Origin of the sequence: Pedobacter roseus, from assembly GCF_014395225.1 — a bacterium.
GTDB lineage: Bacteria > Bacteroidota > Bacteroidia > Sphingobacteriales > Sphingobacteriaceae > Pedobacter > Pedobacter roseus.
Genome location: NZ_CP060723.1, coordinates 2,140,342 through 2,160,937, shown reverse-complemented (window position 1 = coordinate 2,160,937; position 20,596 = coordinate 2,140,342). Strand labels below are relative to the sequence as shown.

General features: G+C 38.2%; 19 protein-coding genes. 9 read left to right on the top strand and 10 right to left on the bottom strand.

The window, feature by feature from the left end; all coding sequences use genetic code 11:
• The first annotated feature begins 65 nt into the window (after positions 1-65).
• Positions 66-1,187: an aminotransferase class I/II-fold pyridoxal phosphate-dependent enzyme gene (locus tag H9L23_RS08915; RefSeq protein ID WP_187594625.1), complete on the top strand. Its 1,122-nt coding sequence runs from the start codon at positions 66-68 to the stop codon at positions 1,185-1,187.
• Entirely contained in the window at positions 1,188-1,796 is a 609-nt protein-coding gene (gene bioD / locus H9L23_RS08910; protein WP_187594624.1) for a dethiobiotin synthase, read from the top strand.
• Positions 1,797-2,063: 267 nt separating this feature from the next.
• Here bioD and H9L23_RS08905 read toward each other — a convergent pair whose 3' ends face one another.
• The 3 genes from H9L23_RS08905 to H9L23_RS08895 form a co-directional block, all read right to left on the bottom strand.
• Positions 2,064-3,923, bottom strand: a complete 1,860-nt coding sequence (locus H9L23_RS08905; RefSeq protein ID WP_187594623.1) for a M1 family metallopeptidase — start codon at positions 3,921-3,923, stop codon at positions 2,064-2,066.
• A gap of 61 nt (positions 3,924-3,984) precedes the next feature.
• Positions 3,985-4,356, bottom strand: coding sequence for a GxxExxY protein (locus H9L23_RS08900; protein ID WP_187594622.1), 372 nt, complete (start codon positions 4,354-4,356; stop codon positions 3,985-3,987).
• 415 nt (positions 4,357-4,771) lie between these two features.
• Positions 4,772-5,725 (bottom strand): 3'-5' exonuclease, encoded by a 954-nt coding sequence (locus H9L23_RS08895; protein ID WP_187594621.1) that lies wholly within the window; start codon positions 5,723-5,725, stop codon positions 4,772-4,774.
• Between the two features lie 184 nt (positions 5,726-5,909).
• On the opposite strand from H9L23_RS08895, the gene H9L23_RS08890 reads away from it, so the two are divergent.
• Positions 5,910-7,883, top strand: coding sequence for a DUF3857 domain-containing protein (locus H9L23_RS08890; RefSeq protein ID WP_187594620.1), 1,974 nt, complete (start codon positions 5,910-5,912; stop codon positions 7,881-7,883).
• Positions 7,884-9,791 carry a DUF3857 domain-containing transglutaminase family protein gene (locus tag H9L23_RS08885; protein WP_187594619.1) on the top strand — a complete coding sequence of 636 codons (1,908 nt, stop codon included), beginning with the start codon at positions 7,884-7,886 and terminating at the stop codon, positions 9,789-9,791.
• Positions 9,792-9,933: 142 nt separating this feature from the next.
• On the opposite strand, the gene H9L23_RS08880 is transcribed toward H9L23_RS08885, so the two are convergent.
• A complete protein-coding gene (locus H9L23_RS08880) occupies positions 9,934-11,382 on the bottom strand; it encodes an SDR family oxidoreductase (RefSeq protein ID WP_187594618.1) in 1,449 nt (482 codons plus the stop codon).
• Between the two features lie 213 nt (positions 11,383-11,595).
• On the opposite strand from H9L23_RS08880, the gene H9L23_RS08875 reads away from it, so the two are divergent.
• Positions 11,596-12,381 (top strand): murein L,D-transpeptidase catalytic domain family protein, encoded by a 786-nt coding sequence (locus tag H9L23_RS08875; RefSeq protein ID WP_187594617.1) that lies wholly within the window; start codon positions 11,596-11,598, stop codon positions 12,379-12,381.
• Here the strand turns inward: H9L23_RS08875 and H9L23_RS08870 are convergent.
• A complete protein-coding gene (locus H9L23_RS08870; RefSeq protein WP_187594616.1) occupies positions 12,378-12,821 on the bottom strand; it encodes a hypothetical protein in 444 nt (147 codons plus the stop codon). The two genes, H9L23_RS08875 and H9L23_RS08870, sit on opposite strands and share 4 nt — an antisense overlap.
• Before the next feature lie 202 nt (positions 12,822-13,023).
• Here H9L23_RS08870 and topB point away from each other — a divergent pair, with 202 nt between their 5' ends.
• Complete coding sequence (gene topB / locus H9L23_RS08865; protein WP_187594615.1) at positions 13,024-14,877, top strand: DNA topoisomerase III; 1,854 nt, start codon at positions 13,024-13,026, stop codon at positions 14,875-14,877.
• Here topB and H9L23_RS08860 read toward each other — a convergent pair.
• From H9L23_RS08860 to H9L23_RS08840, 5 genes are all read right to left on the bottom strand, one after another.
• Positions 14,874-15,251, bottom strand: coding sequence for a response regulator (locus tag H9L23_RS08860; protein WP_187594614.1), 378 nt, complete (start codon positions 15,249-15,251; stop codon positions 14,874-14,876). The two genes, topB and H9L23_RS08860, sit on opposite strands and share 4 nt — an antisense overlap.
• A 135-nt stretch (positions 15,252-15,386) precedes the next feature.
• Complete coding sequence (locus tag H9L23_RS08855; RefSeq protein WP_187594613.1) at positions 15,387-17,297, bottom strand: AAA domain-containing protein; 1,911 nt, start codon at positions 17,295-17,297, stop codon at positions 15,387-15,389.
• 136 nt (positions 17,298-17,433) lie between these two features.
• Entirely contained in the window at positions 17,434-17,817 is a 384-nt protein-coding gene (locus tag H9L23_RS08850; RefSeq protein WP_187594612.1) for a DUF3037 domain-containing protein, read from the bottom strand.
• A complete protein-coding gene (locus tag H9L23_RS08845; RefSeq protein ID WP_187594611.1) occupies positions 17,795-18,586 on the bottom strand; it encodes a HipA family kinase in 792 nt (263 codons plus the stop codon). The genes H9L23_RS08850 and H9L23_RS08845 overlap by 23 nt, the downstream gene beginning before the upstream one ends.
• Before the next feature lie 305 nt (positions 18,587-18,891).
• Complete coding sequence (locus H9L23_RS08840; RefSeq protein WP_187594610.1) at positions 18,892-19,080, bottom strand: hypothetical protein; 189 nt, start codon at positions 19,078-19,080, stop codon at positions 18,892-18,894.
• A gap of 109 nt (positions 19,081-19,189) precedes the next feature.
• On the opposite strand from H9L23_RS08840, the gene H9L23_RS08835 reads away from it, so the two are divergent.
• Genes H9L23_RS08835 through H9L23_RS08825 form a run of 3 tightly spaced genes read left to right on the top strand, consistent with a single transcriptional unit; the run spans position 19,190 to position 20,563 of the window.
• Positions 19,190-19,570 carry a hypothetical protein gene (locus tag H9L23_RS08835; protein WP_187594609.1) on the top strand — a complete coding sequence of 127 codons (381 nt, stop codon included), beginning with the start codon at positions 19,190-19,192 and terminating at the stop codon, positions 19,568-19,570.
• A 44-nt stretch (positions 19,571-19,614) separates the two neighbouring features.
• A complete protein-coding gene (locus tag H9L23_RS08830) occupies positions 19,615-19,818 on the top strand; it encodes a KTSC domain-containing protein (RefSeq protein WP_187594608.1) in 204 nt (67 codons plus the stop codon).
• Between the two features lies 1 nt (position 19,819).
• Entirely contained in the window at positions 19,820-20,563 is a 744-nt protein-coding gene (locus H9L23_RS08825; RefSeq protein WP_187594607.1) for an endonuclease, read from the top strand.
• Positions 20,564-20,596 lie beyond the last annotated feature (33 nt).

Below are 20,596 nucleotides of genomic sequence, written 5' to 3'. Positions count from 1 at the left end.
ACGATTTGTGTCATTTTTTTTGAAAGATTTATATTTTATGCTATCTCTTTATTTACTTTTGACCGATGAGCAAAATGGAACAGTTTCTTAACGGCAAACTTCAGGAGCGGAAGGAAAACCTTTCCATCAGGAATTTATCAACCAGCATCCCTCCTGTTGATTTTTGTTCAAATGATTATTTAGGTTTTGCCAGATCAGCCGGGCTAAAAAAACTGATCGAAGATCATATAGCAAAGATTCCTCATTATTTAAATGGTGCAGGAGGTTCGAGGTTGCTCAGCGGCAATACCGCATATACTGAAGAAACCGAACAGTTTATTGCTGATTTTCACCTGGCCGAGAGTGGTTTGATTTTCAACTCCGGTTATGATGCAAATATAGGCTTGCTGTCGAGCGTTCCGCAACGTGGCGATACCATTATTACCGATGAGCTGATTCATGCCAGTATTATAGACGGCTGTCGCTTAAGCCATGCCACCCGCTACAAATTTCTTCATAACAACACTAACGACCTCGAAACAAAGCTTCAACTGGCAAAAGGAAACATTTTCGTGGTGGTAGAAAGTGTTTATTCTATGGATGGCGATATTGCCCCGCTGATCGAAATAGCAAACCTTTGCGAACAGTACCAGGCCAGTCTAATCGTGGATGAGGCACATGCCACAGGCGTTTTTGGCGACAAAGGGCAAGGATTAGTCAACCAGTTAAACCTAAGGGAAAAGGTATTCGCACGTATTGTTACATTCGGCAAGGCGATGGGCGTACATGGCGCCATTATATTGGGCAGTAAAAGCCTGCGTCATTACCTGATCAATTTTGCAAGATCTTTCATTTATACTACAGCATCGCCAATTCATAATATTGTAGCCATTAAATCAGCTTACCAGTTTTTGAATAACATAGATCACCAGCTCATTCATCAAAAAATTAGCCTGTTCAGAAAAGTATTAAAAGAACAAAATATCAACGCGCTCGATAGCGAAAGCGCCATTCAGGGCGTAATTTTTTCTTCAAATGAAACCACCAAACAGGCCGCAACTACATTACAAAGTAAAGGTTTTGATGTTAGGGCAATATTAAGTCCAACTGTAGCTTTAGGCAAAGAGAGGCTGAGGATTTGTCTGCACACGTTCAATACCGACAATGAAATTATTTCGTTGGTTAAGCACCTTAAAGAATTAAATTAAATGGCAACGTATTTTATAACAGGAATAGGAACAGGTATAGGGAAAACTTTAATCAGCGCCATCCTGACTGAGAAATTAAAAGCTGATTATTGGAAACCGATACAATCTGGAGATTTAGATACCAGCGATAGCATTACAATCAAAAGTTTAATCAGTAACGAAAAAACAATCATACACCCGGAAAGCTATCGGTTAACACAGCCGCTATCACCACATTTATCGGCCAGGCTTGATGGAATAGAGATTGATCTTCAAAAAATAAACACTCCTGCAACTGATAATCATTTAATTATAGAAGGTGCCGGTGGATTAATGGTTCCGCTAAATGAAAACGAACTGATTATTGACCTGATTAAAAAATTAAATGCAGAAGTAATATTGGTCTCTCAAAATTATCTTGGCAGCATTAATCACACCCTTTTATCACTCCATTTGCTTAAACAGTATGAAATTCCCGTGAAGGGAATCGTTTTTAACGGAGATGAAAATCAAGAGACCGAAAGGTATATTCAACAATATGGCAAAGTAAAAAGCCTGGGGCATGTACCTAACTTAAACCTTATTAATAAAGAAAATATAGTAGCAGCAGGCGAAAACTTATTTATTTAAACTGAATTTTCTATTTTTTCGACTGAATATCAATTCATTATAGAACATCTCGTCATTGCGAGGCTGGAAATGAGCGAGCCGAAGCAATCCATCATGTCTTTGTTATCAAAAAAGATTGCTTCACTCCCTACACAAGCCCCCTTCTTCAGTTCGCAATGACGAAATTAGGAGCCAAAAACATATTATTTAAATTTATTTACTATAAAAAATGGCTTAAGTTAAAACCTAACCCATTTTTTCTTTTAAAGCTAATATAGCCTTTCAATTCTAATTCACAGAAAAACTATTATCACTTTTCACTTTATCAGGAGTATGTGGATTTCCCATCACCACTTTGGAAAGTTTTTTATTCGTTTTCAACTCAATTTTCACCTGTTGATTCCCTTTTTCCCATACACCAATGGTGCTATGGTTTTTTTCAACTGAACCATCCTCAAAAGTCAAGGTTAAATCGATAGGCAAAGGCTTAATGCTCTTATTTTCAACAGTAACGGTATAACCACCTGAAGTTTTATCCACAGCTTTTATCGCCATATCTGTTACGCCACCTTCAAAAAACCAGGCTTTCCAGAACCAGTTTAAATTTTTGCCACTACCGTCATTTATACTGTTAAAGAAATCGTAAGGCATAGGGTGTTTACCATTCCAGTTTTTGATATAAGTATGTAAAGATTTGGTAAATAACTCATCACCCAAGTAATCTTTTACAAAAAGGTAAGCTAATCCAGGTTTGGGATAAGAGTTGGTAAAAGAACCCGATCCTTTTAAATCTGGTGTTAGCGTCATAATTGGGGTATCGTCTTTTCCCCCTGAAGAAGAAGCCGTAGGCTGAACACCATATTCATCCACGATGGTCGGATCAATGATTGGAGAAATTAACCACTCGCCTATTGTCGCCCAGCCCTCATCCATCCAGCCATATTTGGTTTCGTTTATACCCATATAGAATGGAAACATGGTATGGAAAATTTCGTGATCGGTTAAGGTTATGGCGTCTGTGCGGTTATCAACGGGATTATCGTTCACCATCATCGGGTATTCCATCTGGTCTAAGCCATCAAAAATGGTTTCGTGGTTATATGGATAAGGCCATTTCGGGAAAGTATAACTCATTGCTTCTACTGTTTTACGGGCAAAATCAATTACCTCATAATAATCTTTATGTTTTGGATTAAAAACGGCATCCACACGGGTTCTTCTTTTCGTTTTAGGATCTACAACCAAACTGCTCGATTTCCACAGGTAATGATCGCTCAGGGCAAATACAAAATCGGTGACATTTTTGGCTTCAAACTTAAATGTATTAAAAGCATTTGGTTGTGTTACTTTTTTATCAGCCAGATCTTTATCCGTAATTACATCAATAACGGCATCGTTTTTTTCAGCAGATAACATTCTGGAAACAACATCCTTCTGAAAAACTTCCGAAGGATTTTTCAGATCGCCGGTCGCCCAAACACCATACCCGCCGGGTACCGTAATGGATGCATTAAACTGATCGAAATCGTTATAAAACTCTTCTGCACCGGTGTAAGGATATTTATTCCAGCCATCAACATCATCGTATACGGCAATGCGCGGGAAGAAATAAGCTACAAAATGCGAACCTTCATCTACCTGACCAGTACGCATGTGCGAGCCTTTATTTAAAGTATAACTATAATCAATTAAAAAGCTGATCGTTTTACCAGGCAAAACAGCAGGAACGTTTACTGTCATATTGGTGCCGTCAATTTTAAAATCTGTAACCGGTTTTCCATTTGCGGCCATCTTTTCGATCGCTACACCATCACCCAAATCAGATTCTGCGAATTTTGATTTTCTCGGCGTACCCTTTTTATATAGGTTTGGATAAAGTTTAAACCAAATTTCCTTCAAAGTATCAGGACTATTGTTGGTATAAGTTACCTGTACCTTACCTTTTAACAACCTGCTGGTAGGATTAAAATCCACATTCAGATCATATTTTGAAGTATTTTGCCAATAGTTTTTGCCAGGTTTTCCGTTTGCATTCCTGGTCTCCTTTTGATAGGTTTTCTGAAACTCAGGCGCTATCGGCAGGGTTGTTTGCGCACTGGCATAAACCGCACTGAACAACAACAGACTTAATATTTTAATAGATTTCATTTATATTTTCTTTAACCACAGATGGACACAGATAAACACAGATTTTTTTTTTTATAAAAGACTAGAAGCCATTTAATATTCTTTTAATTTCTATTCTAGGTTTTCCAAAATTTATCAATAATCCACATCTTTTATTGCAAGCTGCTAAATAGTTCATAAGCTGTGCTTGGTGGATTTCATTCAGCTCTCTAATTGCTTTAATTTCAACAATGACTTGATCCTCGACTATTAAATCTGCAAAATACTCGCCAACAATTTGATCTTCATAGTAAACATTTAAAGGATACTGTTTAAGCACAGATAAATTAGACTTTAATATTTCCAAAAACATTGCGTTTTCATAAACCTTTTCCAGAAAACCAGAACCAAGCGTATTTGAAACCGCGTATGCAGCACCAATTATTTTCTCAGTTATAGAATTAAGTTCTTCCAATTAACTCAACTATCTGTGGTTCATAATCCCTACTTGCAAAATATTTTTTAACCACGGATGAACACTGATAAACACAGATTTTTTGAAAATTAATTCCGTAAGCAAGCCAATTATTTCCATGTATATTATAACCTATTTATCTGTGTTCATCCTATTTATCTGTGGTTCATAATCCCTACTTGCAAAATATTTTTTAACCACGGATGGACACTATTAAACACAGATTTTTGAAAACCAATTCAGGTAAGCAACCCAATTATTTCTATGTGTATTATTAACCTATTTATCTGTGTTCATCATATTTATCTGTGGTTAATCATTCTTACTCACAGGGTTTAGTTTTTTAAGATTTAGCGCAATGGGCATAGCGTTCAACATCAATTAACCGATTTAAACAATTAACCGATTAACCAACCTATTTACCAAATTTCATTTTCAACTGCTCTAACATATCGTTATTGATCGGTTGTGCAGGTTTTTCTGGTTTAGGCTGTGGTTTTGGTTGATAGGCAGGTTTATTTCCCGGTGGATTGCTTTGCGGCTTTGGCGCCTTGTTTTCGTTCTTCTTAGCATTAAACTTTGCCCATTCCTCATCGAGTTTCTTCTTGGTATAGAGTGGGAAATCACCATTTTTCATCCAGGCATAATAACTAGGCTCTACAGAGAATACCTGTTGGGTGGTTTTACCTTTGTGTTTACCAAAATTAAAACATACCTCATCATTATCGTTATAAACCAAACGCCCGGCAAAATCTACCGGTTTATTGATATTGGTAAAAATATGCAGCGCATCCACATCGTTCACCACCGGAATGCTTTTCACACCTTGTTTGCTCTCAAATTCGGTATCTTTGTACATTTCCAATTGACCAAGTAAAACCTTGTAGGTGGCAATTACATCGGCTTCAGCAGCGTGTGCATTAATCAGGTCTTCCTGGCAATAAAATTTATAGGCTGCTTTTAAAGTACGTTGTTCCATTTGGTGGAAAATGTTCTGCACATCAACAAACTTGCGGTTGTTCATGTCAAAATCAACTTCAGCCCTCAAAAATTCTTCTAAAAGCATCGGAATATCAAATTTATTCGAATTGTATCCCGCCAGATCGCTTTCACCTATAAATTCGGCTATTTCTACAGCAAGGGCTTTAAAAGTAGGCTCGTTTGCAATGTCTTCATCATAAATACCATGTATTAACGATGTTTGCAAAGGAATTGGCATTTCGGGGTTTACACGCCATGTTTTAACAATTTCAGTGCCATCTGGCATGGCTTTTAAAATCGCAATTTCTACTATTCTATCGGCTCCAACATTTATCCCTGTAGCTTCTAGGTCGAAAAAGGCTAAAGGGCGTTTTAAATTTAATTTCATTTTGTAAGATGTGAGATTGGCGACATTTAGGTTTGAATCGGAATGTCAAATTCTTTTTTTCAAAAGTGCTAAAAAGGTTTCATTAGTTCTCTAAAACCCCTTTATTAATTTATAAATTTAATTGTCAAATTATTTCAGAATGTTAGTTTCTAGCACTAAATTGCGCCAATTTATATACGCTCAAATGAATAAGACGCTAAGTTTACTGTTTGCATTAATTCTTTCATTAACTGCTCAAGCTCAAAACTTTAACTATGGGGCCATTACCCATGATGATTACCAGTTCGACAGAAAAACCATCGATAGCAATGCGAATGCTATCGTTTTAAAAGAATTTGGAACAGCTTCCATCCAGCTAGACGACAATACCCATAGCCTGGTTTTGATTTTTGAACACCACGTAAAAATCAAAATTTACAATAAAGAAGGTTTTAAGGAAGCCAATATTGTAATCCCAACTTATAAAGACAGTAACCGTGAGGAAACGATAAGCGATTTAAAAGCATCAACCTTTAATTACACTGATAATAACTTTGTGGAAACGGTGATGGATAAAAAAGCTGTTTTTACAGAAAACAGGTCGAAATATACCCGCCTGACCAAATTTACCCTTCCTAATCTGAAAGAAGGATCCATAATTGAGTACAGTTATATTTTAAGATCGCCAAACCTCTTCAATTATAAAACGTGGGAATTTCAGGGTGATATCCCAAAAGTATCCAGTGAATATGTAGCCTATATCCCCGGCATTTATAATTACAATGTTTCGTTACGTGGTTTTCAGAAACTGACCGATCAGAAATCGGAGCTAAGCAAAGAGTGTTTGCGTTTATCAGGCGTTGCAATCGACTGCTCGAAGATGACTTACCTGATGAAAAATGTCCCGGCTTTTATAGAGGAAGATAATATGACGGCTCCAAGTAATTTTAAATCAGCCATTTATTTTGAGCTTTCTGATATGCAAAATATCAATGGTGGAAAAACCTCCTATACCAAAACCTGGAAAGATATTGATTATGAACTTTCTAATTACAAAACGCTGGGAGACCAGATGAAAAGAAAAGATGTTTTTAAAGAACTTCTTCCATCCATTACCAAGGGCAGTACCGACGACCTTGAAAAAGCCAAAGCCATTTATAATTACATCAAAAAACAGATCAAATGGAATAATTATTATGGAATATATTCAGAAGATAATATAAAAAAAGCACTTGATAACAGATCGGGCAATGTGGCAGATGTTAACCTGAGTTTAATTGCTGCACTTTCTGCTGCTAACCTCGATGCCGAAGCGGTTCTTTTATCTACACGTGATAATGGTACCGTTAACAAACTTTATCCTGTAATGAGCGATTTTAACTACTTGGTGGCCAAGGTAAATATTGGCGATAAAAGTTATTTACTGGATGCTACAGAACCACTCCTGCCCTTTGCCCTGTTGCCCTTGAGGTGTATCAATGATCAGGGCAGGGTAATTAACCTGAAAAAACCTTCGTACTGGATCGATTTAAAAGCAAGTCAGAAATCTACAACAAATTATATCCTAACCGGTAAAATGACTACTGATGGGAAAATTGTCGGAACGCTGCTAACGCATAGTATGGGGTATGCAGCTCATGCAAAAAGAAAGGATATTTCGCGCTACAACTCTCCTGATGAATATGTAGAAAAGCTGGATGAGCGTTTAACCAGGATTAAAATACTGGAGCACAGCATTTCTAACTTAGATAGCGTTGAAAATGCGCTAACAGAAAAATATGAAATTGAATTTACGGTTAATGATGGATCGAACAACAAACAATTTTATTTCAGTCCGTTTTTTATTAACCCCATTTCGAAAAACCCATTCAACTTAAACGAACGTACTTACCCCGTTGATTTGGGTGCCGCATCTGATGAGCGAATTATCATTAATGTAACATTGCCGGATAATTACGAACTGTTGGAAAAACCAAAAGATATGGCCATTGGTTTGCCAAATGCCGGAGGAAAATACTTGCTGCAAACTGGTTTACAAGATAATACCATTTCCGTAAGTCAGATTTTGCAGTTTAATAATGCCATTTATCAACCAGACGAATACCTTTTTTTAAAGGAATTTTACAGCAAGATCATTCAGAATCAGAAAACTGAATTTTTACTAAAAAAATCAAATTAGATGAAATTTTTTTTCACGGCGATATCTTTACTTTTCATCTCTTTTATTGGCTTTGCCCAGGATAATTACGATGTTGATTTAATACCATCGAGCCTGCGTAACCGAGCCAATGCCTGTATCCGTAACCAGGAAACCGTAATCGATATGCGAGCGCCTGATAATGTAATGCTGAGCGTTAAAAAGGCCATCACCGTGTTTAACCAAAATGGTGAAGATGAAGCCCGTTTGGTGATCTACTATGATAAAAATATATCAATTAAAGGAATTAAGGGCGAAGTGTACAACAGCGTTGGCCTTCCGGTCACTAAGTTTAATCAAAGCAATTTTGCAGATGTGAGTGCAGCTGACGGTTTCTCCCTTTTTGTGGATAGCCGTGTGAAACATTACCTTCCATCAGTTAACGAATATCCTTATACGGTGGTTTACAATTACGAAATCAGGAATAAACAGAACCTCATTATCCCCGATTGGACACCTAAACCGGCCGACGATGTTTCAGTGGAAAAAAGCAGTTATACTTTCATCTGTAAACCTACTGATCAGACAAGGGTAAAAACCCAAAATTATAACGGTACACCAGAAGTAATCACCGATGAAAAACAGAAAAAAACCATCTGGAAAGTAAATAATATACTGGCGGTTAGAACTGAACCTTATAGCCCTGCTCATGAAACTTATGCCACCAGCATCCAGATTGCCCCTCTGGATTTTTACTATTATAACCACAAAGGAAATTACACAAACTGGCAAGAATTAGGCAAATGGATTTATGACGATTTATTAAAAGAGCGTAAAACATTGTCACCTGCAACCGTTCAAATGGTGAAAGATTTGGTTAAAAACGAAAAAACCGACAAAGATAAAGCACGCAAAATTTACCAGTACCTGCAGGACAAAACCAGGTACATCAGTGTGCAGATTGGTATTGGTGGTTTTCAGCCCATTGCTGCCAGCGAGGTAGACCGCCTGGGTTATGGCGATTGTAAAGCGTTGGTTAACTACATGCAAAGCCTGTTAAGTGCAGCCGATATAGAATCACATTACTGTGTGGTAGAGGCTGGTTCAGAAAAAAAGAGCATGGATCCGAAATATGCAAGTATGGTGCAGGGTAACCACATTATTCTTTGCATGCCTTTAAAAGGCGATACCACCTGGCTGGAGTGCACCAGTCAGAAAATTCCATTTGGCTTTTTAAGCGATTTTACCGACGACCGGCTGGTACTGGCCTGTACGCCTGAAGGAGGGAAATTGTTGCATACCCCAAAATTAACCACTGCAGAAAACCTGCAGATCCGCAAAGCAAACCTCATTATCGAGGCCGATGGAAACATTACCGGGAAAATGAATACGGTTTATGAAGGTTCACAATACGAAAATCAGGAAGAATTGATTGGTAAATCCATCACCGAACAACATAAATTGCTTAAAGAAACCTACAATATCGATAATATAGATTTTGACGCGGTAGCCTTTGCACAGAAAAAAGATATAGCGCCTAAATTAACGGAAGAAATTACCCTTAATATCCGTAACTACGCGCCTGTTAATGGCAACAAAATGTTTTTACAGCTCAATGTCTTTAACATCAAAAAATCAATCCCCGAAATTAAAAACAGAATTTTGCCTGTATACATTAACCGTGGTTATACAGATGAAGATACGATTGTATATACCCTACCTGATAATGTAGATACCACATTAATTATAGGACAGGATAAAACTTTTAAAAGTGATTTTGGGCAATATGTTTGTAAAACATCTGTAGGAGGCAAAAAATTAACCTACTATAGAAAGTTTATTTTAAACGATGGAACGTTTCCTGCGGAAAAATATGCTGACTTTTCGAAATTTATTAACGATGTAAATTCAGCTGATTATTTAAAACTTGCCCTTAGCTTAAAAAAATAATCCCCAAACCGATTCCGATAATCATAATGAGATACATTAAGATTTCTGTAGACGCAAATCTCTTGTATTTTGTCCAGAAGGAATAATCATTTTCTTGGTCGGCCATTTTTTTAATCTATTTGGCAAAAATAGCTAAATAGATTTAATTATTGGGTTGATAAGTCGTAATCTCTTTAGCCATACCTTTAAAAAGCACAATATGAAAGGGCCACATGGCGTACCAATATACCCTACCCCATAAACCTTTTGGCCTGAAAGTGGCAATCTGTGATAAAAAAGCTTTTCCATGAAATTCTACCAATTTTAGTTCCAGCCAGGCCTCACCAGGCACTTTCATTTCTGCATACAACAACAGTCTTTTAGCTTTTTTATCTGCAAGCAAAACCCGCCAAAAATCCAGTACATCACCTGCCTGCAGATCAGTATTACTGGTTCTCCCCCTGCGTGTTCCTACCCCACCGAACATTTTGTCTAAAAAGCCACGTAAATGCCAAAGCCAATCCATAAAATACCAACCCCTATTTCCACCAATGCTCCAGATATTGTCAAATACTTCCTCAGCTTTACGTTCAAAAGGCATTTTAACTTTATATTGAAGCGTACCATTTTGCGGTACTTTTATCTGGTCCATAAAATTTGAATGAAGATAACCGCGGTTCAAAGCATCTTTCCAGCTCGATACAATAGAATTCTGGTCGATCTTTTCGAAGGCGAGATGTAATGATTCAGCGTAACTTAAACAATCGCGTGGCACCACTTCCTGAATCCGGTTATCCTTACATATCACTTCATTTTTCATGCTATCCACCAAACTTCTCGCGAGCGAATAAGGCACGGGTGTAATCATGTTTAGCCAAAGTGAAGATAACCTTGGCGTTAAAACGGGAACAGTTACAATCCATCTTTTCAATCCGCGTTCTTTGGCATAACCCAGAAGCATTTCTCTATAGGTCAATATATCAGGTCCGCCAATATCGAAAGTTTGATCATAAGCTTTATCATTGTGCAATACACCGATCAGATAAGCTAAAACATCGCGTATGCCAATTGGCTGACAGCGTGTTTCCACCCATTTTGGCGTGATCATGAAAGGAATTTTTTCGGTTAAATCGCGTATAATTTCGAATGAGGCACTTCCTGAACCAATAATAATGGCAGCCCTTAAAATGGTGCAGGCTTTTCCTGATGATTTGAGTTCTTCTTCAACTGCCAACCTCGATCCTAAATGTTTGGATAAATGTTCATCGTTGGCTATGCCCGTTAAATAAATAATCTGCTTACAATTTGTCTTTTTAACCGCTTCAGAAAAATTTTCGGAAGAGGCTTTCTCCATATCCGAAAATCCGGTCTGGCTGGATGACATGGAATGCACCAGGTAATAAGCGGCATCTATATCTTCAGGAATTTCATTTAAGGTTTCAGCTTCAAGCAAATCACCGGTAATAATTTTTACCTGATCGCTTAATTCAGATTCGGAAATGAACCGACGCTTATCCCTGACCATACAAATAATTTCATGCTTTTCTTCCAGTAGAAGCGGAAGCAATCTTGTACCGATATAGCCATTTGCACCAGTTAATAAAATTTTCATAGTCCGAGATTTAAGAGATAACACTAAATAAATGGCTTTGTTAGCGTAATTCTTTGAATAATGAGAAATTCACATTCTTAACAGCTATATAATCACCAATTAAGTCACGAGAGTGTAAAACAACCTGTATTTTTAGCACTACAAAATAGATATGGGCAACATTTAAGCAAAACTACCGTATAAATAGCTCAATATCAAACTAAACCAAACTGAATGAAGAGACACATCCTGGGCATTGCTACGATTTTATTAGCGGGTATGAGCATTGTCGGAACAAGTTGGAAAGCCGTGGAGCTTCCACACTCACAACAAGAAGCAGTTAAGGCCATAGCTGCAGATAGCCTTTACAATCAATTTATCTTAAACATTTATCATCAGGTACATTTAGATTCTGCCGGACTAAGTGAACAGGTTTTCGAAAAGGCATTAACCGGATTTTACAACATGAAATATTCGGGTTTATTACATGCCAAATCCATCTTAACCATTGCCGATTTCGATCAGGAAAGCAGCAAAAAGCGCCTTTATATCATAGATCTGGCTAACAGGAAACTATTAATGAACACCTGGGTAGCCCATGGCCAAAACAGTGGTGGTGATAAACCTTCATCTTTCTCCAATAACATCAACTCCAACCAGAGCAGTTTGGGCTTTTATTTAACCGGCGAAATTTATAATGGTAAACATGGCCGTTCGCTTAAATTGGACGGCATGGATCAGGGTTTTAACAGTAATGCCAGGGAAAGATCAATCGTAGTGCATGGAGCAAGTTATGTAAGCCAGCAAAGCATCGATCAATTGGGTAGATTGGGCAGAAGTCAGGGTTGTCCGGCAGTTCCGGCAAAATTAGCCGATCAGGTCATTAATACCATTTCAGACCGCACCGTGCTTTTCATCAATAATTCTGACCAGCAATATAACTCGGGCTTTTTAAATGAAACCCTGGCTGCAAGTGTAGTTTTAAACCAGGAACAGTTCTTCGCTGCCCAGGTAGATTAATACTGTTTGATATTTTTTGCATTAAGATTTTTAGGAAGCATTCGGATAAAAAGGGATTTGCTGCCCGCCAGTAAGTCCCAAACCCAACGGTTGCTGTCTACACCTTTTTCGCCACAATCTACCACTTCGGCTCGTTTAAGCAGCTTTTTCACCAGGGCCTGGATCCATTTTACCTTCACCATACGGTTAAAATTCAACCCCAGGTAATCGCAATATACGTGAACAAGAATCTCTACAATGAGGGAATCGTTTGAAATGGAGAGCGCTTTGCCAAAGTGTTGCTGGTAATCCGCTTTAACCACATCAACCATGAGGCTAAACCGGCTATCGGCTTTCCCATCAAGAAATTGCCAGAGTGCGGCGTTGCTGTACACCCTAATCAGCTGTGGTTCTAGCGCCACCTTTATTTTGCTTCCCAGCAGATCATAAGTTTTGTCCATTAATAAAAATCAGTTGTAGCGGTTAGATCGATGTATTACCGAATTGTTAATCAATTTGATAGAAAAATTATCAACACAGATCATGGACAAACTTAGCAGATATTTGTTTTTAAAAAAGAGCATTAAATGGCATTGTGAGTAATTTTTTTAAGCTATTGCCATTATTTTGAGCATCTTTGGGACTGAAAAGATAAGCCCATTCATGAAGATTGTAATTGCAGAAAAGCCCTCTGTTGGTCGTGAACTTGCTAAAGTTTTCGGAGCAACCACCAGAAAAGATGGATACATTGAAGGTAAAGGATATTCTTTTACCTGGGCATTTGGGCATTTGTTACAATTGGCACCACCACAAGATTATGGCTTTATCGGCTGGCGGAAGCAGCATTTACCCATGCTGCCGCAAAAATTCAAACTCGCCGTAAGAAAGATCAAAACAAAGGATGGTTTTGTAGAAGATCCGGCGGTGAGGAAACAGCTGGATACCATTAAAAAACTTTTCGATGAAGCCACAGAGATTATTGTGGCAACGGATGCCGGGCGTGAGGGTGAATTAATCTTTCGGTATATTTACTATTATTTAAAGTGCAAAAAACCTTTTAAACGCCTTTGGATCTCCTCACAAACAGATGAAGCCATAAAGGATGGATTCAGGAACCTAAAACCAGGTACCGATTACGATACGTTGTTTAATTCTGCACATTGCCGCTCAGAATCTGATTGGCTGGTGGGTATGAATGCCACGCAGGCGCTAAGTATCTCTGCAGGTAACCGGACAGTACTTTCATTAGGAAGGGTGCAAACACCTACCCTGGCGATGATCTGCGCACGTTTTTTAGAGATTAAAAACTTTGTTCCGCAAACTTACTACCAGATCAGCATTTTGCTCACCAAAGATGAGCAGCCTTTTAAAGCAGTTTCTACCTCCAATTATAAAGATAAAGAAGAAGTAGAAAAGTTATTTGCACTGGTAGAAGATGTGGCATCCGGTTTCCCTACGGGTGGTAACATTACAGCGGTTGAAGCAAAACCGAGAAAAGAACCGCCACCACTATTGCACGATTTAAGTAGCTTGCAACAGGAAGCCAATAAGAAAAAAGGATATACTGCAGACCAAACGCTGAATATTTTGCAGAACCTTTACGAAAGTAAACTGGTTTCCTATCCCCGTACCGGATCGCGTTATATTGGAGATGATGTTTTTGCAGGCGTTCCGGATCTGATTGCAAAATTTACTGATCATCCCGATTTTGGAAAGCAGGCACAGTTTTTACAGACAGTTACACTTAATAAACGAAGTGTTAATGCGAAGAAAGTAACCGATCACCATGCTGTTTTACCTACTGGCGAGCAGGCTTATGGCTTAAGTCCGGATAAACAGGCCGTATACGACATGGTTGTAGGCCGCATGATTGAAGCTTTCCATCAGGAATGTTTAAAAGAACTCACTAAAATTACCATACAATCGGGCCTTACCTTTGTAGCCAATGGAACTGTAATCCGCTCTGCAGGCTGGAGGGCTGTTTTTAATGATCCGGAAGATGATAAAAAAGACGAAGATAATGCTGCGCTACCCAAAGTTGCAGTTGGCGAATTGCTGCCAATTACAGAAAAATCGCTTTTAGAAAAGCAGACCAAACCAAAACCCATGTATAATGAGGCGTCGTTATTAAAAGCACTCGAAACCTGTGGTAAAGAAATTGAAGATGAAGAACTGCGCTATGCTATGAAAGACAGTGGTTTAGGCACTCCCGCAACACGTGCATCCATCATCGAAACTTTAATTACCAGGGAATACATTACCAGGGAGAAAAGAAATCTGGTGCCTACCAATAAAGGTTTGGCTGTTTACGAAGTAGTTAAAGATAAACAGATTGCGCAGGCCGAACTCACCGGACAATGGGAAAAACGCCTGGAAGAAATTCGCTCAGGATCATCGGTAAAAGATTTTAAATCAGAAATAACGGAATACACCAAAACCATAACACACGAACTATTAATTGCAGGCGCAAGTATATCTGGTAAACTGGAAGAAGAAAAGAAACTCGAAAAGGTTTAATTAAAAACCCTATTGATTACCTGTTGAAGGGAATCACCCATTTTTTCATCTTTTTGAACAAAACCAACGGCGCCGGCGGCTAAAAAATCCTGCTGTAACGCGTCTTTGTCATTACCGCTGAACATACAGATTTTAATATCGGGCTGGATGGCTAAAATTTCCCTAATGGTATCTGGGTTACTATCTCCATGCGGCATGTTGATGTCTAAAAGCAAAAAATCTACACGTTCAACTTTAAGATAATTGATGGCATCAGGTAAATTCCTGGTTTCAGAAATATTCGGTGAAACGATGTATTTATTAAATAAACGTTTCATTACCAGCCTCATCATCTCACTATCATCGGCAATTAGAATTTTAATACTTTCAGTCATAAATAGTTAGTAATACCTGGCCGGGTACAATATTTTTATTTAAAAACCATGAATTGTAAATAATGTTTGGGAAGATAATCGTAAAAATAATAATTTTCCTGCGTCCTTACTGATCTCCGAAGTAATATCTTATAACTAAAGGTCCATAAATTCCCAGGCACTATGGTACGCATCCAATTGTTCTGCATATTGGATAAAGGCTGCATAAAATTTAGATTTTGAGAGTGTAGAACTATCCCCTACAATCACAAGCTTTTTCCGGGCCCTCGTCATGGCTACATTCATTCTTCTGGTATCCGATAAAAAGCCAATACTTCCTTCGGCGTTACTTCTGGTTAAACTGATGTACACTACATCACGCTCTTGTCCCTGAAAGCTATCAATGGTATTTACCGCAATTTTATCCAGGTACGGACTTAATATTTCATTTTCCTGTACCAGTGCTTTTAAAATCTGCACCTGCTGTTTATAAGGAGAAACAATGGCAACAGACGGAAAATTAAGGGAAGATTGAGCCGTTAAATTACTCACCAGATAAGTTAAATGTTTCACCAAAAATGCGGCCTCATCAGGATTGGTAGTGCTTGTTCCGTCTAATTTTTCATCATAACTGCAACCTGCCGTATCAATAAACTGAATGGGTTGATCGCCTGCAAACAATACATGATTGGCTACTGAATGATGCGCCTTTAACTCATTATTATAGAATACCTGAGAGGAATAACCCATAATATTCTGGTTCATTCTATATTGTTCCTTAAGCAGCACAACTGATTCTGGATGAAGATTTACTGCTTTCTCAAGTAAAGTATTACTTAATCCATTTTTTGCTGCTTCATTTGATTTTATGGTGGGAGAAAGCTGGAAATGATCACCTGCTAAAATCACCTTCTGCGCTTTCAAAATAGGGATCCAACAGGCCGGTTCTAAGGCTTGCCCGGCTTCATCAATCACAATGGTATTGTATTTTAAGTTTCTAACGGTATAGTGATTCGCGCCTACCAAAGTAGCGGTAATAATCTGTGCTTTGGTAAACAGGTTATCCATAATATACTGTTCTGTTTTTTCGACCTCTTTGCCAATTTTATGGGCTTCATCAAAAAGGGCTTTACGCTGCTCGCGTTCTGCCTTACCAAAGCTGCGTTTGTATTTATGGGCCATGTTTTTATACTCACTGGCCTGTTTTTTTAACGCTTTAATGGTTTTCATTTCTGGATGATCTGCCATTTGATGATCTAGCGTAGCCGCAAGTAATCTCTCCGAAACCCTCGCCGGATTACCCACCCTGATTACTTTCAAACCTTCGGCAGCCAGTTTTTCCGTCAATAAATCAACTGCTGTATTACTTGGTGCCACAACCAATATTTTCTGATCACTATGTTTTACAAGCGATTTGATGGCGTGTACAAGCGTGGTGGTTTTCCCTGTTCCCGGAGGACCATGAACTACCGCTAAATGATCAGCCGAAACAATTTTATTCACCGCCAACTGTTGCGAATCGTTCAGCGTATTTGGGATAATAAACTTTTCCTCTCCCCTAAAAGAAGGTTTTTCACCCTGGGTTAAGATTCTGATTAGTTTATTTTCAGTATCATTTTCTGCAAGATTTGTAGCTTGTTTAAGGGCATTCTGCATCTCATCATAACTGTTATTATCAAAAAGCAGATCAACGCCCAGTTTTCCGTTCCTGGTCCAGTCAGGCAGTTCATCAACCCTCAGGCTGATTTTCATCCGGCTTCCACTCTGATGCGTGATAATCCCCTCGATACGATCTTCTTTGGCATCATGATTTGAAAATAACACCACAGCAGAGCCAAAACGGAATTGGTGTGAAAAATCCTGATGTGTAGTCCGTTCCAACTCTACCGTTAAATAATCGCCACGGCCGATTTCTGTGTTTCTGACCGCAATCGGATACCAGGTTAATCCTAAAGCCCTCCTATCTGCAGCAGAAGTATTTTCGGTAAGTTTTAAATAGGATTGTAAATCTTCTTCCCGCTCGGTATTTAGCAGATCCTGAAGTTTTTTGAAATATTCTTTTGGCAAGGCTAGATGGTTAATTGTTTAAATTGGTTAATCGGTTAATTGTTGGATTGCCTGATTGTTATATTGTTGAAAAATTGAAAATATTTGTTCTTTAAGTTAAATCAAACGCTTAGCGCCGAGCGCCATGCGCATGGAACTATAAAACCAGCTCTTGATGCAACCTCAACAACGTCTCCCCCGCATCATCACAAAAACCAGGATGCACTTTTGAGCATTGTACTACAGTACTTCTTGTTGCGGTAAGCCACCTGAAACGTGAAGCCTGATCGTATTGGCCAATGGGGCCAGATCCTTTTGCAGCAATACTGATCCGTTCAAATGCAGCTAAATTTTCTTTCAGTTCAGCGATATCGATTTTAGCAGAAAAAGCTTTTACTCTAGTTTCATCTAAAACATAAATACTTTTTAAAAATTTCTGTTTGGCGCAAAATAAAATGATCCCCACATTGATAAATTCCTCCCGTTCTACCCTAGGCATTACGCGGATTACAGCATACTCAAATAAGAATTTCCCTTGCATGCTGTGCTTCTTTTAAAAATATGTCCGAATGAGATAATCTTTCGGTAAGGAAATAAATATAGGCTTTACGATGAGCTTCTTTTGTTTCAAAGTTTGTTTCACCCTCCAGCCAATCATCCGGAATTAAACTGATTACAGCAGCTATTTTTTCGGATGTAAGGATTTTTGTAAATTCTTCGTGTATGCTTTCAAGCTCAGTAGCCCATGGTAGCAATACGTGGTCTTTTACTAAAAAGAAAGGTCTAACGGCCTGTTCTTCCCAGTTTTGCCAGGAATGATGAAAGTACAGGGAAGCGCCGTGGTCAATTAACCAGAGTTCTTTATGCCAAATCAACATATTGGTGTTGCGGCAGGTGCGGTCCATGTTCGTTAAAAAACAATCTAACCATACAATCTGTGAGGCCAGTTTAGCATCAACCATTGTTACTGTCGGATCGAAGGTAATGGCACCAGAAAGGTAATGCAAGGCCAAATTTAACCCAACGCTTGCTTTTAACAGATCCTGGATTTCTTCATCAGGTTCAGTTCTTCCAAAAGCCTCGTCTAAATTGGCGAAAACCAGTTCGGGTACGCGCAAACCCAGCATACGGGCAATTTCACCACCTATTAATTCAGCAATTAATGCCCGGGTGCCCTGGCCAGCTCCCCTAAATTTTAGTACGTACAGGAAATTATCGTCGGCCTCTGCAATAGCGGGCATCGAGCCTCCTTCACGCAAAGGTGTAACGTATCGCGTAACATTTACTGTTCTGAGTTGTAAATCGTTCATATCTGCAGAATAGAATGGCCGTTTGTTATTTAGGCGCAATTCTAAACTTACCGCAAATTTACTAGAATTCCGGCAATAAATCGGTCAGACTTTAGTCGTAAAAGAAGCTCAAATTAGTTTTAGCAACATTGTTATTGCAAAAGGTAGGCTTTTAGAAAAATGGTCTCTATTAGCGGTATAGTCAAATCGTAATTTCGGCCGAAGTGATGAAACCTTTAAATTATGCTAAAAGATTTCTCTCCCAAAAGTTCGGGACTGCGATTCAGTCGAAATGACGATTTACTGTAATTATTAACTTTATGCCTTTAATCATGCCCTAAATAAGCATTTCCGGCAGGGGTCATCGCCGACGACCATTGCACCGACTCACGGTTTATGGTTATCAGGCCCATGCTTTCCAACTCTTCATATTCTTCTTCCATCCCACCTAAAACTGACGAACTAACCTGTTGATTGATAACTTCCAACAGCGATACAATTTCTGATCTTTCCATAATAATATTGATTAGATAATGAATTAACATAAATATACCTAAAATGTTTCTCGCTTGATTAAACATTTTCAGGGCTTTGAGGTTGTACTTATACCCGGATTTGATTGTTATGGAAGCACACATATATTACCTTTTTATTATGGCCCTGCCCGTTGCCTGTATTGCATGGACGGTTACCAAAGAAGAAATTTTTAAAGAAGCACGAGAATTTTGTGTAGACCGTTCGAAAAACTGCAATAAACTCGTTAAAAGGAAATTTTTCTATGTTTTTACCTGCGAATATTGCTTTAGCCATTATGTTACCGCCATTTTATTGATTGTGACCAAGTTTACCTTAATCTACCCAGACTGGCGTGGTTATATTATTGCTTTTTTCTCCATCGTTTGGATTGCAAATGTGTATATGAGTTTATACAACATCATCAGGATCGACCTTAAAAAAGAAAAGATAAAGGTAGCAAAAGAAGAATCGGAGCTTAAAAACGATTAAACCATTTGTATTAGCAGCTGTTTTAATTTATAAATTAACAGGTTATGCCATCATCAGTAATTAAATACTTTAGTTATGATCAAGCTAATGGGACGTTGAAGATCATATTCACTACCGATATAGTTTACCTCTATAAAAAGGTTCCTGAAAAAGTTTACAAGCTATTAAAAGCTTCAGGATCAAAAGGACGGTATTTTAATACCTATATAAAAGACAAATTTAAATTTCAGAAACTGGAGGAAGAATAATATGCCTGAAGGCCCATCCATTGTAATATTAAAAGATTTGATAAAAGAACTTCATTTGGGCAAGCCTGAAGTATTAGAAGTTAATGGCAATGCGAAAAACTTTGATAAAGACCGGCTTTTACATGAAAAAATAGCTGATTTTAAAAGCTGGGGCAAACATTTCCTGATCTGTTTTAAAGATTTTACTGTCCGAATTCATTTTATGCTTTTTGGCACTTACCTGATCAATGAACGAAAGAAAACGCGATTAACATTAGGGCTTGTTTTCAAAAAAGACGAACTGAATTTTTACACCTGTAAAGTAGATCTGCTCGAAGGAAACGTTAAAGAACATTATAATTGGGAAAATGATATAATGGCTGATGAATGGAATAGTAAGTCTGCCATTAAAAAGCTAAAAGAAATTCCTGAGGCTTTGGTTTGCGATGTGCTTTTAGATCAACAGATTTTCAGCGGCGTAGGTAATATTATCAAAAATGAGGTGCTGTACCGCATCCGTGTACATCCGCTAACAAAAATCAAAAATTTAACGCCGGCAAAATTAAAAGCCTTAGTTACAGAAGCCCGAAATTACAGTTTCGATTTTTTGAAATGGAAAAAGGAAAATACATTAAGCAAACACTGGGAAGTTTATAGCCAGAAAGAATGTCCGCGAAAGCATTCTATTGAGAAAAAAGAGCTGGGCAAAACACATCGGCAAACCTACTACTGTGAGAAATGCCAGAAATTATATCATAAAACCTAATAAAAATTTTTCTTTGTATTTCTACCCAAAAAA